This is a genomic window from Pseudomonas fluorescens group sp. (assembly GCF_020093335.1).
Classification (GTDB): Bacteria; Pseudomonadota; Gammaproteobacteria; order Pseudomonadales; family Pseudomonadaceae; genus Aquipseudomonas; species Aquipseudomonas petroselini.
Genome location: NZ_JAIOKW010000070.1, coordinates 1 through 12,520 on the forward strand (window position 1 = coordinate 1; position 12,520 = coordinate 12,520).

Below are 12,520 nucleotides of genomic sequence, written 5' to 3' on the forward strand. Positions count from 1 at the left end.
CTCACTATCCACACACTTCTCCCGTGTGCCCCCATCCTTTCGAGCCCCCACCTAATGAATCCACTCTCCCTCTTCAAAAGCCCCCGGGCCGCTCGTCAAGGCACCACCACGCTCACCTGCACCGCCAACGACCTGGACGCTTCCCTCACCACCCTGCGCATCACTCCCACCCTGATCACCGGTTTCATTTCCCCCCACCTCGACATCGACGCCATCGCCGCCAAGCTCAAACGCCGCTTCCCCCAGTCCACCATCAGCCTCTGCACCACCTCCGGCGAGCTCTGCAACGCACCCAATTCGCTGTATTGCGCCACGGGCGAGCGTTGGGACCGGATCGTCTTGCAGCTGTTTGACGACAGTGTGATCGCCTCCGCCGAAGTCGTGATGGTGCCGCTGGAATGCGAGGACATCCGCAGTGGCGGCAAGCGCATGGGCATGCAGGAGCGCATTGCCAAGTTGGTGAGCAATATCAAGCGGGTGCAGGTGCGTACCGCGATTGATCATCGCGATACGTTGGCGTATGTGGTGTTCGATGGGTTGTCGGCGTCGGAGTCGTTTTTTATGGAGGCGCTGTATGAGTCGGGGCGCTTTCCTTGCCTGTTTGTGGGGGGGTCGGCCGGGGGTAAATCGGATTTCAAGAAGACACTGATTCATGACGGCCAGCGCAGTTATCAGCACCATGCGCAGATTGTGTTCCTGAAGACGGCGGCGCAGGTGCGGTTTGGGGTGTTCAAGAGCCAGAACTTCAAGCCGGCGGATTTGACCTTCAGTGTGCTGACGGCTTCGGTGGAGGACCGCACGATTGATCAGGTGATCGACAGCGCCGGCAATATCAAGAGCATGGTGCAGGCGCTGTGTGATGCCTTCAGTTGTGCGCCCCAGGCGCTGGAGTCGAAGCTGGCGGATTATTCGTTTGCGATCCGGGTGGGCAGTGAGTTGTTCGTGCGGTCCATTGCGCGCATCGACTTTGAGCAGCAGATCGTGCAGTTGTTTTGCGACGTGGCGCCGGGCGAGGAGTTGGTGATGGTGCGGCGCACCCCCTTGCGTGAGGCGACGCGGTTGGACTACGAGCAATTTTTGCGTGGCAAGGGCGGTGTGCCGGTGGCGGGTATTTTGAATGACTGCATTTTGCGTCGACTCAACAACGCCGCCGAGCTGGGCAGCATGGCCGGGGCGTTTGGGGACGTGCCGCTGGCGGGGTTCTCGACCTTTGGTGAGATTCTGGGGTTGAACCTGAACCAGACGCTGACGGCGATTTTCTTTTTCCGGGTCGCCAAGGGTGCCAGTTTCAGTGATGAGTACGTGGATAATTTCATCGCGCACTATGGCGAGTTCAAGGCGTTTTTCCTACGTCGCCAGGTGAAGAAGCTGGCGGGGTTGAACCATGTGGTGGTCAAGCAGATTGCCGCATTCAAGAACAACGACTTCACCAACACCCTGAATACCCGTGGGCTGGACCGCAATATCCTGCCGGTGTTCGAAGGTCTGGCGGACTTGGGCCTGGTGCTGGCACATGCCGAGCGTCAGCAGGAGGACATCGCTGCGCAGCTCAAGCATTACTCCGGTGAGCTGCATGCGTCGATGGACGACCTGGTGGGCACTATTGATCGGCAAAACAGCGTGTCGGCCCAGGCAGGGGCGACGGTGGAGGGGCTGTCCAGCCAGGCGGATGTTGCCGTTGAAGGCGCGCGGACGCTGGCCGGTTCGAGTTTGCGTATCCAGTCGATTGTGCAGGTGATCCAGCAGATCGCCGGGCAGACCAACCTGCTGGCGCTCAACGCCGCCATCGAAGCGGCGCGCGCGGGTGACCTGGGCCGGGGCTTTGCGGTGGTGGCCGATGAGGTGCGAAAACTGGCGGAGATCACGCGTAAGAATGCGGCGGAAATCGGTGTGGATATCGACCTGCTGTCGAGTGAGATCCAGCGCGTTGCGCAGCAGATTGAAGATCAGTCCACCGGGGTCGGCGCACTGCGCGAGATGCTCGATGCACTGGAGGCCTCCAGCCGCGCCACGGAAGGCACGGCGCAACGCACCAAAACCATTGCGGATACGTTGACCGGGCTGACCCACGCGTAGGCAAGGCAACGGTTCACATCAAGAGGCGGCGCGCACACCTTTCGCTGGCGCGCCGCCACCCTTGACCTTCCTCCTCACCGCCCTCTTCAACCCCGCTTCGGCAGCTTCCAATTTGGCCGCACAAAGTGGCACGTATACCCATTAGGAATCCGCTCCAGATAATCCTGATGCTCCGGCTCCGCTTCCCAAAACGGTCCGGCCGGCTCGATCTCTGTCACCACCCGACCCGGCCACAACTTGGATGCATCGACATCCGCAGCCGTATCTTCGGCAATATCCCGCTGCTGCTCACTCAGGTAATAAATCGCCGAACGATAACTGGGCCCAAGGTCATTGCCCTGTCGGTTAGCCGTGCTCGGGTCATGGATCTGGAAAAAGAATTCAAGAAGCTGCCGGTAACTGATCACCGCCGGGTCAAACACGATCTCAATCGCTTCGGCATGGTTGCCATGGTTGCGGTAGGTGGCGTTCGGCACATCGCCGCCGGTGTAGCCAACCCGCGTGTGCAGCACGCCGGGGTAGCGGCGCAAAAGGTCTTGCATGCCCCAGAAGCAACCGCCGGCAAGAATGGCGGTTTCGGTTTGGTTGGTCATGGTCGGCATTTCCCCTGAATGGATACAGGGTAGTTATGGGGCTGTGTTGGCCAATACCAAGGGCGGGTTGGGGGGATACCCGGACGAACGGTTTCAGGTAATGATGCACGCCCCGAATCAAGGACGATAACAAAAATGAAAACTGCTTTTCGCGCCCTGTTCCTGCTCTGCCTGGCCACGCCTGCCTTCGCCGACGAACGCTCCGTCGGTTTCACAACCACCACGCTGCCCGCCGCGCAAACCAACCGCGCGCTTGAAATGGTGGTCTGGTACCCCGCCGCCACCACTGTTCAACCCCAGCTGATCGCCGACAACGCGGTCTTCATCGGCGCCCTTGCCGTGCCTGACGCACCACCGGCCAGCGGCGACCATCCGCTGGTCGTGCTCTCCCACGGTTACGGCGGCAATTGGGGCAAACAGGTGTGGCTGGCCAGTGCTTTGGCGCACAAGGGTTACATCGTGGCGGCGATCAACCACCCCGGCACCACTACCCAGGACCGCAGCCCGCAAAACGCCGCGCAGTTATGGCAACGCCCGGCCGACCTGAGCCGTGCTATCGACGCGGTCCTGGCCCAGCCGAAGCAATTTGGCGCGGTGGCGAAAAACCAGATTGCCGCCGTGGGCCACTCCCTCGGCGGCTGGACCGTGCTGGAAATCGCCGGGGCGCGCTTCGACCCCGACCTGTTCAGTCGCGACTGCGCCGTCCACCCCAAGCTGGGCGGTTGCATTGGCTACCGGGAGATGAACCCCGCCGGCACACCAGACGGGAAGGCCCAACTGGCGGCGGATTTGCGCGACAAGCGCGTTACCGCCATCGTGTCATTGGACCTGGGCCTGTCGCGCGGTATGACCGACGCCAGCCTGGCCGCACTGCAAGTGCCGACATTGGTGATTGCGGGGGGCGTGCCAACCGAGGATATGGACTTCAATCTGGAGTCCGCCGACTTGGCCAAGCGGCTGCCAGAGGCGTCGACGCAGTACGTGAAGATCGACGATGCCACTCACTTCAGTTTCATGCCGATCTGCAAGCCAGGTGGCATGGCCTTGGTTGAAGAGAGTTCGCCAGGCGATGGCATGATCTGCCGGGATGGTGAGGGCGCTCGGCCGCGAGCGGTGATCCAGCAGCAGGTGATCGCGCTGATCAGCGAATTTTTGCAGCGCACGGCTCCCCCCTAAGAGCAACGCCAACAGTCGGAAAAGGCTTTATCAAGCGCCTTATGCTGAAAAGCGCGCAGGGGAACAGCCCGCTTTTTTAAACTGGTATCATCGAGGCCTTTCAAAGGTTGGTAAAAGACATGAATCGCCAGAAAAAACTCCAGCAGCTCTTCAAGGCCAAAGCCAAAAAAGCCAGCGCCAAATTGGCGCCGAAGAAAAAAGATACGTACGTCAGCAAGGCGGACCGGGAAAAGCTGGCGGCTGAAGCCGCCCAGGCGCCAGACATTTCCCCGCAGAGCTGACTCAGCAACCACTCAACGCGACCTGCGGCCGCTCGCCGTCAAAGAAAAACGGCCGTAACCGCACGCCCACACCATTGCCGATAAACGCCGCCACCAGCCACACCCAACCATGCAGGCTGCCCGAGGCGATGCCGCTGAAGTACGCGCCGATGTTGCAGCCGTAGGCCAGACGCGAGCCATAGCCGAGCAACAGGCCGCCGATCACCGCCGCCACCAGCGAGCGCGCCGGGATGTTCAGGCTGGGGGCGAAACGCCCGGCCAGGCCTGCGGCCAACAACGCGCCGAGGACAATGCCGATGTCCATGACGCTGGTGATGTCTTCCCATACCGGCGCGGCGAGAGCCTTGGCATTGCCCGGCATTTGCCAGAACGCCCAGCTCGCCACGTCCACACCCAGACCGCTTGCCACCTTGGCGCCCCACAAGGCGAACGCAGAAGTAATACCCCATGGCCGCCCCGCCAATGCCAGGGTGGCGTAGTTGAGCAGGGCCAGGCCGATGGCGCCCCACACCAGTGGCCACGGCCCACGCAGGAAGCGGCGCACGCCTTGGTGCTCGCTTTTTACGCCCTCTTCCAGCTGACCATGACGGCCCTTCTCCAGGCGCACGGTGATAACCGCAATGAGCGCAAACACAGTCAGGCTCAAGCCCAGCGCCGGCAGCACACCGAAGCTCTTGACGATGGACACCGCCGGGAACGCAGGCAGCGCAAACCACCAGTCAACGTGGTGTGTGGCAATCAACGAACCACAGATGAAGAACAACAACGTCACCAGCATGCGCGCATTACCGCCGCCCACGGTGAACAACGTGCCCGACGCACAACCGCCGCCCAGCTGCATGCCGATCCCGAAGATAAACGCCCCGAACACCACCGACACCCCGGCCGGCGCCACCAGCCCGACCACCGGCTGGCCGAACAAGCTGCCCGCCCCCAACGCGGGGAAGAACAGCAGCACCGCCACCGCCAGCATCACCATCTGCGCACGCAAGCCGGCGCCACGGCGATCATTGATAAACACACGCCAGGCCGAGGTAAAACCGAAGGCCGCATGGTAAAGGGTCAAGCCCAGTGCAGCGCCGACCACCAGTAACAGCACCTGGCGTGAGCCGACACTGTTTTGCAGGAACAGGGCGCCCAGCACCAGGATGATAAAGGCCACCAGCGGCGCGACAGGCTTGCGCGCAGGGGTGAGAGGGAGAGAGGTGCTCATGGGGTATCCCGGGTTGATTGAATGGGTTGATTGCGAGGGGGCGAGTATAACGCCGTGGGGTGATATTCAGTGTGGGAGCTGTCGAGCGTCAGCGAGGCTGCGATAGCGGTGGGTCAGGCAAAGAAGAGGCTGGCAATACCGCCGCCTTCGTAGCCTCGCTGGGGCTCGACAACTCCCACATTGATCTTCACTGTGGTTGTGAACTGCGCCTGCCGCGTCATACACCCAGGCGCTGTTTAGATCATCCCGCCTTGAGGAGTAAAAAATACCGCCATGAGTTTCCTCGGCACCTTCCGCTCGCTGCGCAGCCCCAACTACCGCATCTGGGCCGCGGGTGCGTTGGTGTCCAATATCGGCACTTGGATGCAACGCACCGCCCAGGACTGGCTGGTACTCACTCAGCTCACCCCGCACAACGCCGCCGCTGTCGGCATCGTCATGTCGTTGCAGTTCGGGCCGCAGTTGCTGCTGTTGCCGTGGACCGGGTTTGCCGCCGACCACTATGACCAGCGCAAGCTGCTGATCGTCACCCAGGCGGTCATGGGCTTGCTGGCGCTGACGCTGGGGGTGTTCACCATCACCGGGTTTGTCGAGCTGTGGCACGTGTATGTGTTCGCGTTCCTGTCCGGCTGCGCGTCGGCGTTCGATGCGCCGGTGCGGCAGATTTTCGTCGCGGAGCTGGTGGCCGAGAAGGACTTGTCCAACGCCATCGCGCTCAATTCCACCTCGTTCAATATGGCGCGCATGATCGGCCCGGCGGTGGCCGGCCTGACCATCGCGTCGGTGGGCACCGGCTGGGCATTCCTGCTCAACGGCAGCAGTTTTTTTGCGGTGCTGGCGTCGTTGTTTTTCCTGCGGGTGTCGGGGCAGCACGCCAAGGTTCGCGCCCTGCGCACCAAGGGCAGCCTCACCGAGGGCTTGCGCTATGTGTGGGCGCGGCCGGACTTGAAGGCGATCCTGCTGATGCTGTTTCTGATCGGCACCTTCGGCATGAACTTTCCGATTTTCATCTCGACCATGGCGGTCCGCGTGTTCGATACCGATGCGCGCGGCTATGGCCTGTTGTCTTCGACGTTGGCCATCGGCACCATCGCCGGCGCCCTGATCGCGGCTGGCCGTGAACGGCCGCAGTTCAGGTCACTGCTCAACGGCGCGGCGATCTTCGGGATCGGCTGCACGTTGGCGGCCCTGGCGCCGAACTACTGGCTGTTCGCCGTGGCGCTGGTGATCATCGGCGTGGGCGCCATGACCTTCAGCAACACCACCAACAGCCTGATGCAACTCACCACCGAGCCGGCCATGCGCGGCCGGGTGATCGCCCTGCGTGTCGGCGTGGCCCTGGGCGGCACGCCGATCGGCGCGCCTATCGTCGGCTGGGTGGCCGACCACCTCGGGCCGCGCTGGGCGCTGGGGGTCGGCGCCGTGTCGGGCATCCTGGCGGTGGGTGTGGCGCTCTATACCCTCAAGCGCCAGATGGATCGGCCCGCGTCGATCACGTCCGCCCCACCGACCCGGAAACCGGAAGATTCCCCAACAACTTGAGCCCGGTGCTCTTCACGAAGGTGTCGTAGTCCATCGGCTTCTGGATGCGCGTCTCAGCATTGGGCAGCACATACGCCCAGGCGCGCCGGGACGAGGCGTCGTACACCAGCTTGAACAGGCGCGTCGGCACCCAGACCTTGTTTTTACCGATGGTGCTGTAGCCGGCGTCGAACAGCGGGCCGGTAAACACGTACACATCGCCGCCGGAGCGCTGGGCAAACTTGCGCACGTCGGCCTCGACCTTGCTCCAGATCTTGCGGTTGTTGGTGGGGTCTTGCGGCACCATGTTCGACAGCGCGAAGGATTGGGCCATGGCATGGGCGTTGGGCGCATCGGCGGCCGGGGCCTGGTGGCCACGGTCCACGGCCGGGTGCTGGCTGCGGTAGTCGCTCAGCTCGGCGCGCCCGGCCTTGGGGATGCGTGGGTCGGGGTAGAACTGGTTGGTGCGCTCCTCGCCTTTGGCGTCTTTCAACTGCGTGGCATTCAGGCGTTCAACCACCACCAGCGGGGTCTTGCTGGTTTGCGAGTACAGCACTGCGAAGGTGTCGGAGCACAGGGCCAAGGGCTTCATCGACGCCGGGACGGTGGCCATGTTGATCGGGGTGGTGGCGGGAAAAAGTTGGGCGCAACCGTCAAACGAACTGCGTTGCTGCGTGGGGGTGTAGGGATTGGCCAGGCTGCGTGCGTCTACAGCGGTGGAGAGTAAAACGAGGGCCGACAGCCCGACTGCAATCTTGCGTAGGTACATGCGTTAGATCTTATGGTGAGGGTAAACGGACGAGCGCGAATGTTCGTGCGGGGTGTATGGACCCTGATAGGCCGGTTTGGTGCCGCAAGGCTCACGGATAAGGTTGAACCTCTCCTACACGCCAGGGCTCAGAACCCTACATCCTAGGGAGAATTGTATGACCCAGACCGCACTCGTCGTGGGCGCCAGCGGCATCGTTGGCAGCGCCACCACCCAGTTACTGCTCGATAACCAGTGGCAGGTTGCCGCGCTGTCCCGTAGCCCGTCCCAGATACCCGGCGTGATCCCGGTAGCCGCCGACTTGCAAGACCCGGCCTCAGTACAGCAGGCACTGGCCGAGTTGAAACCCACCCATGTGTTCATCACCACCTGGTCGCGCCAGGCCACAGAAGCCGAGAACATCCGCGTCAACGCCGCCATGGTGCGCAACGTGCTGGACGCCGTGCGCCCCGCCGGCACGGTGCAGCATGTGGCCCTGGTGACCGGTTTGAAGCACTACCTCGGCCCGTTCGAAAACTATGGCAAGGGCAGCCTGCCGCAGACCCCGTTCCGCGAAGAACAAGGCCGCCTGGACGTGGAGAATTTCTACTACGCCCAAGAGGACGAAGTGTTCGCTGCGGCCGAGAAAGACGGCTTCACCTGGAGCGTGCACCGCCCGCACACCATCACGGGCGTCGCCGTGGGCAATGCGATGAACATGGCGACCACCCTCGCCGTCTACGCCAGCGTGTGCAAACACACCGGGCGCCCGTTTGTGTTCCCAGGTTCGCGTGTGCAGTGGGACAGCCTCACCGACATGACCGATGCCCGGCAACTGGCCCAACAACAGCTATGGGCAGCGACCACACCGGCGGCGGCGAACCAGGCGTTCAACATCACCAATGGCGATGTGTTCCGCTGGCAATGGATGTGGGGGCAAATCGCCGATTACTTTGGCCTCACCCCGGCAGACTTCCCCGCCCAGCCCTGCCCGCTTGAGCAGCAGATGGCCGATGACCAGTCCGCCTGGAGCCAGATGGTTGCGCAGCATGGGTTGAAAGAAGCCGACATCAGCCGGCTCGTCTCGCCGTGGCACACCGATGCCGACCTGGGGCGGCCGATCGAGGTGGTCACGGACATGTCCAAAAGCCGCCAGCTGGGTTTCACCGCTTACCAGGCCAGCGACCAGGCGTTTTTCGCGGTGTTCGATCAGTTGCGCGCCGCGCGGTTGATCCCTTAACCCGACAGGGGCAGCCTCACCACAAACTCGCTGCCCTTGCCATGCCCCTCACTCTTGCCCGTCACCGTGCCGCCATGGGCTTCGACCAGTTCGCGCACCACGGTCAAGCCAATGCCCAGGCCGGCACTGTTGAAACCGATGGCGTGGGCGTCTTGCACATAAGGATCAAAAATGAACGGCAAGGCCTTGGCGGTTACGCCAATGCCGTTGTCGGCAATGCTGATCCTCAGCTGTCCGGCCTCTGCGGTCACCACCATCGCAATGGTGCCGCCCGCCTGGGTGTACTTGGCCGCGTTACCCAGCAGGTTGTGCAGGATCTGCGCGAGTCGCACGGGGTCGCCGTCCACGGTCAGGACGGCGTCGGGCAGCGCTACGTCGAATTGCTGTTTGCGGCTGATCATCACCGGGCTGCAGGCGTCGACGGCAGCATTCAGGATACGCAGCATGTCCACCTCGCGGCGGTGGATACGCAGTTTGCCGGTGCTGGCGCGTGAGACATCCAACAGGTCATCGACCAATTGGGAAATGTGCTGCACCTGGCCTTCGATCAACTCGCGCATACGCGGCAGTTGGTCGCTGGGCAGCCGCACCATGCGCTCGGCAATCAGGCTGATCGGCGTCAGCGGGTTGCGCAGCTCGTGGGCGACCATCGCCAGGATGCTTTTTTGCTGGCCCAAAGCCTGCTCCGCCGTGGCCTGCAGGTCCTGGGCGCTGAGTGCGGCGATCACCAACTGCGCGTTCGCTTCGCGCAGCGCCTGAAACAGAGGCTGATCCTCGACCTGGGGGGCCGCGACCGCGTCGGATTGCGCCAGGAGTATCGCCAACACTAACTGCTGGTTGGCCTCGATCAGTTGCTCGACGTGCTGGGAATCCTCCAAACGGCTGTTGGCGTCGTCCAGCTGTTGCTGCAGCGCGGCCAATACCGCGCGGGCTTCAACGGTTTTCTGGCCGAGCAGGAAGAGTTCGTGGGCAGCATTGGCCACCTTACGCTCCTCCTCTCCAGGCGTATTACTCATGGGTCAGCTCAAACATCAGGGTCTCCTGTGCGCCGGGTGGTTGGGCGTCCACCGAGCAGCCCCTCCTGGTCAACGAGCATCTCGCCGATCTGCAGGCCATCGTCATTGATGTGGTATTGGCGCAGCTCGTCGCAGTGGGCGCTGGCGCGCACTTTGACCACGGCCATGATGCGCAACAGGCGGCTGCGCACTTCGATGTAGCGCTGCACGATGATCGCGTCGGTGAGGAACGCCGTGCCGTAGGGGCTGAAGCGCAGGTCGGTGTAGCGATCTTCCAGCTCTGACGTCATCAACACACTGACCCCGGCGCGGGTCAACGCGGTGACCATGCGCGACAACGACTCGCGGAAGTCGGCGCGAAAGGTCGGCGCCAGGGCCAACTCAAAGCCCGACAGTGAATCGATAACTACCCGCGTGGCGCCCAGGCGGCTGATTTCGCTGAGCAGCAGTTGGACAATCTCATCAATCGACAGGTCCGGCGCCCGGCTGTCCACCAGGCCGACCTTGCCGCTGAGGATCAAGTCAGCGAGCGTGGCGTTTTGCGAGTGATTGGGGCGTTGCTCGAACACCGCGATAACCCCGGTTTCGCCATTGCGTGCGCCCTCGGCCAGGAAGGTGGCCGCGAGAATGCTTTTGCCCGACCCCGAAGGCCCCGCCACCAGCAGCGAGTAACCACGGGGTAGGCCGCCGCCGAGCATCTCGTCGAGGCGTGGCACGCCCATTTTCAGGCGTTGCACCGGCAGCGTCATCGGCGTCTCGACCGGGTTGAGCGGGGCCGGTGCGAACACCTTGATGCCCGAACTGGCGATCCGGAAGGTGTGCAGCCCCGGCAAGGTCGGCTGGCCGCGCATCTTCATGATTTCCATCTTGCGCACCATCGAATTGCGCTCGACGCTCTGGCGCAACCAGATCAGCCCATCGGCCACGGTGAAAATCGGGTTGGTGTCGGTTTCGGTGAAATACTCGCCGATCAGGAAGGTGGTCGCCTGCCAGGTGGTCATCAACATGCCCAGTTGCTGAACGAACTGCGGCAGGTTGTTGTTGGGGTTGTGCTGGGTCTGGCTGGCCAACACCACCGAACGGAAGGAGTCGACAAACACCAGTGACGGTGAGTGCGCCTCGACTTCGCTGACGATGCGCCGCAGCACTTCATCCAAATCACCGGCCAAGGTGTCGTCGGCCAGGTTGATGTAGCGGATCGACTGGTTGATCGCTTCGTTGTCGAAAAAGTCGAACTGCTGCTGGTAACGCAGCATCTTCAGCGGCGGCTCGCCCAGCACGGTGAAAAACAGTGCAGGGCGTTCAGGTGTCGCCAGGGCGAACATCATCTGATGCGCCAAGGTGGTCTTGCCGCAGCCGGGCGGGCCGGCGATCAGGTTGAACGAAAACTCCGGCAAACCTCCGCCCAGCACCTCGTCCAGACCTGGCACACCGGTAGCCAGGCGGTTGATAGTTACTTTGGTGCTCATGGCGAATTTTCCTGCGAAGGGGTGTCGCTCAAAGAAGGTGCCCATACGTCGCGCAGTAAACGCGCGGTCAGCGAGGGCCCGATCAGCGTGGTGAGCAAGGCGTAAAAGGTGGTCAACAGCTCTTCACCGAAAAACAACGCATCGGCTTCGCTCTGCTCGAGCAATAGGGCTTTGAGTTCGGCCCGATCCGGCGCGGCCTGCACGCGATCATGCAAACCGGCCAGTCGCGCATGCTTCGAGGCGCTGAGGTGCAGGCTGCGACGCAACAGCGCGACACAGCCTTGCTGCCCGATAATGGGGGTGAGTGCTGCGTCCATGTCCTGCAATATCGACATGATCGCCTGGGCGATGCCTGCAATATCAGCGGTGGGACCAACACGGTGCGCCAGAGAAGCTACGATCTGGCGGCTCTCTTCGCTTTGTGTGGACATGAAGGGCTAATATCCGATGAATTGAGACCCAGCGTACACCCTATGGCGCTCGACCGAAGGTTTAATGAGCCACTATTGCCTCAGCGGCCCGTCGGCCGGGCTTGAAACCATGGGCGCTGGCACCCCAGGCAATCGCCAGGGACACGCCCACCAACACCAGCATCGCCCACGGAAACGACGCCACGCCCCAGGTATCCAGCAATACCCCGCCGACCACGCCGCTGCCGGCAATGGCGCTGTTCCAGGCCACCACGTTCAGCGACAGCGCCACATCCGCGCCATCCCCCGCTGCATCGGCCAGCGCGGTTTGCAGCAAGGTTGCCGCGCCGCCAAAACTCAGGCCCCAGACCGCCACACCGAGGTACACCACTTCAGGCACGCCGCCGAAAAAGCCCAACACCAGCGAGACGCCCCCAAACACCGCCAGGCTGGCCAGGACCGTGTTACGCAAGAGCGGCTCCACCAACCTGGCCGCGATCCAGATCCCCGCCAACGCGGCCATCCCGAACACCAACAGCACCAGGTCAACCCGCTCCGCCAAGCCGGCAGGCGCCACGAACGGTGCAATGTAGGTGTACAGAATGTTGTGCGCCAGCATCCACGTCATCACCACCGCCAGCACCGGCCGTACGCCCGGCGTCGTCAGCACCTTGCCCAACGACACGCGTTGATGCGCAGGCTGGGGCGCGTAGTCCGGGACTTTCACCAGCACCCACGCAATCAGTACCAGGCTCACGGCCGACATCAGGCCGAAGG

11 protein-coding genes and 1 pseudogene are annotated in these 12,520 nt (G+C 62.8%); 5 read left to right on the forward strand and 7 right to left on the reverse strand.

The window, feature by feature from the left end:
• The first annotated feature begins 54 nt into the window (after nucleotides 1-54).
• Nucleotides 55-2,076, forward strand: a complete 2,022-nt coding sequence (locus K7431_RS31465; RefSeq protein WP_015885053.1) for an FIST N-terminal domain-containing protein — start codon at nucleotides 55-57, stop codon at nucleotides 2,074-2,076.
• Nucleotides 2,077-2,162: 86 nt separating this feature from the next.
• Here the strand turns inward: K7431_RS31465 and msrA are convergent, their stop codons facing one another.
• A complete protein-coding gene (gene msrA / locus K7431_RS30405; RefSeq protein WP_043205687.1) occupies nucleotides 2,163-2,669 on the reverse strand; it encodes a peptide-methionine (S)-S-oxide reductase MsrA in 507 nt (168 codons plus the stop codon).
• 135 nt (nucleotides 2,670-2,804) lie between these two features.
• Here msrA and K7431_RS30410 point away from each other — a divergent pair, with 135 nt between their 5' ends.
• Nucleotides 2,805-3,845 (forward strand): alpha/beta hydrolase family protein, encoded by a 1,041-nt coding sequence (locus K7431_RS30410; RefSeq protein ID WP_015885055.1) that lies wholly within the window; start codon nucleotides 2,805-2,807, stop codon nucleotides 3,843-3,845.
• A 119-nt stretch (nucleotides 3,846-3,964) separates the two neighbouring features.
• Nucleotides 3,965-4,126, forward strand: coding sequence for a DUF2986 domain-containing protein (locus K7431_RS30415; RefSeq protein WP_080567208.1), 162 nt, complete (start codon nucleotides 3,965-3,967; stop codon nucleotides 4,124-4,126).
• A gap of 1 nt (nucleotide 4,127) precedes the next feature.
• Here the strand turns inward: K7431_RS30415 and K7431_RS30420 are convergent, their stop codons facing one another.
• Nucleotides 4,128-5,339 carry a YeeE/YedE family protein gene (locus K7431_RS30420; RefSeq protein WP_015885056.1) on the reverse strand — a complete coding sequence of 404 codons (1,212 nt, stop codon included), beginning with the start codon at nucleotides 5,337-5,339 and terminating at the stop codon, nucleotides 4,128-4,130.
• Nucleotides 5,340-5,612: 273 nt separating this feature from the next.
• Here K7431_RS30420 and K7431_RS30425 point away from each other — a divergent pair, with 273 nt between their 5' ends.
• Nucleotides 5,613-6,881 (forward strand): MFS transporter, encoded by a 1,269-nt coding sequence (locus tag K7431_RS30425; protein WP_015885057.1) that lies wholly within the window; start codon nucleotides 5,613-5,615, stop codon nucleotides 6,879-6,881.
• On the opposite strand, the gene K7431_RS30430 is transcribed toward K7431_RS30425, so the two are convergent.
• A complete protein-coding gene (locus tag K7431_RS30430; RefSeq protein WP_015885058.1) occupies nucleotides 6,832-7,629 on the reverse strand; it encodes a DNA/RNA non-specific endonuclease in 798 nt (265 codons plus the stop codon). The genes K7431_RS30425 and K7431_RS30430 overlap by 50 nt on opposite strands.
• A gap of 157 nt (nucleotides 7,630-7,786) precedes the next feature.
• On the opposite strand from K7431_RS30430, the gene K7431_RS30435 reads away from it, so the two are divergent.
• Complete coding sequence (locus K7431_RS30435) at nucleotides 7,787-8,848, forward strand: SDR family oxidoreductase (RefSeq protein ID WP_015885059.1); 1,062 nt, start codon at nucleotides 7,787-7,789, stop codon at nucleotides 8,846-8,848.
• Here K7431_RS30435 and K7431_RS30440 read toward each other — a convergent pair.
• From K7431_RS30440 to K7431_RS30455, 4 genes and pseudogenes are all read right to left on the reverse strand, one after another.
• Nucleotides 8,845-9,864, reverse strand: a complete 1,020-nt coding sequence (locus K7431_RS30440) for a sensor histidine kinase (protein ID WP_015885060.1) — start codon at nucleotides 9,862-9,864, stop codon at nucleotides 8,845-8,847. The two genes, K7431_RS30435 and K7431_RS30440, sit on opposite strands and share 4 nt — an antisense overlap.
• Before the next feature lie 8 nt (nucleotides 9,865-9,872).
• The gene (locus K7431_RS30445) at nucleotides 9,873-11,333 is read right to left on the reverse strand and encodes an ATPase domain-containing protein (protein WP_015885061.1); all 1,461 of its coding nucleotides are present in this window, start codon (nucleotides 11,331-11,333) and stop codon (nucleotides 9,873-9,875) included.
• Nucleotides 11,330-11,764: a hypothetical protein gene (locus K7431_RS30450; protein ID WP_015885062.1), complete on the reverse strand. Its 435-nt coding sequence runs from the start codon at nucleotides 11,762-11,764 to the stop codon at nucleotides 11,330-11,332. Before K7431_RS30450 ends, K7431_RS30445 begins: the two co-directional genes overlap by 4 nt.
• 61 nt (nucleotides 11,765-11,825) lie before the next feature.
• Nucleotides 11,826-12,520: pseudogene (locus K7431_RS30455) on the reverse strand (MFS transporter); the annotation flags it as partial.

Excerpts from the sequence above, each read along its gene's own strand:
- K7431_RS31465 (WP_015885053.1), top strand. The coding sequence starts at position 55 with ATGAATCCACTCTCCCTCTTCAAAAGCCCCCGGGCCGCTCGTCAAGGC.
- K7431_RS30420 (WP_015885056.1), bottom strand. The coding sequence starts at position 5,339 with ATGAGCACCTCTCTCCCTCTCACCCCTGCGCGCAAGCCTGTCGCGCCG.
- K7431_RS30430 (WP_015885058.1), bottom strand. The coding sequence starts at position 7,629 with ATGTACCTACGCAAGATTGCAGTCGGGCTGTCGGCCCTCGTTTTACTC.
- msrA (WP_043205687.1), bottom strand. The coding sequence starts at position 2,669 with ATGACCAACCAAACCGAAACCGCCATTCTTGCCGGCGGTTGCTTCTGG.
- K7431_RS30445 (WP_015885061.1), bottom strand. The coding sequence starts at position 11,333 with ATGAGCACCAAAGTAACTATCAACCGCCTGGCTACCGGTGTGCCAGGT.
- K7431_RS30440 (WP_015885060.1), bottom strand. The coding sequence starts at position 9,864 with ATGAGTAATACGCCTGGAGAGGAGGAGCGTAAGGTGGCCAATGCTGCC.
- K7431_RS30435 (WP_015885059.1), top strand. The coding sequence starts at position 7,787 with ATGACCCAGACCGCACTCGTCGTGGGCGCCAGCGGCATCGTTGGCAGC.
- K7431_RS30425 (WP_015885057.1), top strand. The coding sequence starts at position 5,613 with ATGAGTTTCCTCGGCACCTTCCGCTCGCTGCGCAGCCCCAACTACCGC.
- K7431_RS30410 (WP_015885055.1), top strand. The coding sequence starts at position 2,805 with ATGAAAACTGCTTTTCGCGCCCTGTTCCTGCTCTGCCTGGCCACGCCT.
- K7431_RS30415 (WP_080567208.1), top strand. The coding sequence starts at position 3,965 with ATGAATCGCCAGAAAAAACTCCAGCAGCTCTTCAAGGCCAAAGCCAAA.
- K7431_RS30450 (WP_015885062.1), bottom strand. The coding sequence starts at position 11,764 with ATGTCCACACAAAGCGAAGAGAGCCGCCAGATCGTAGCTTCTCTGGCG.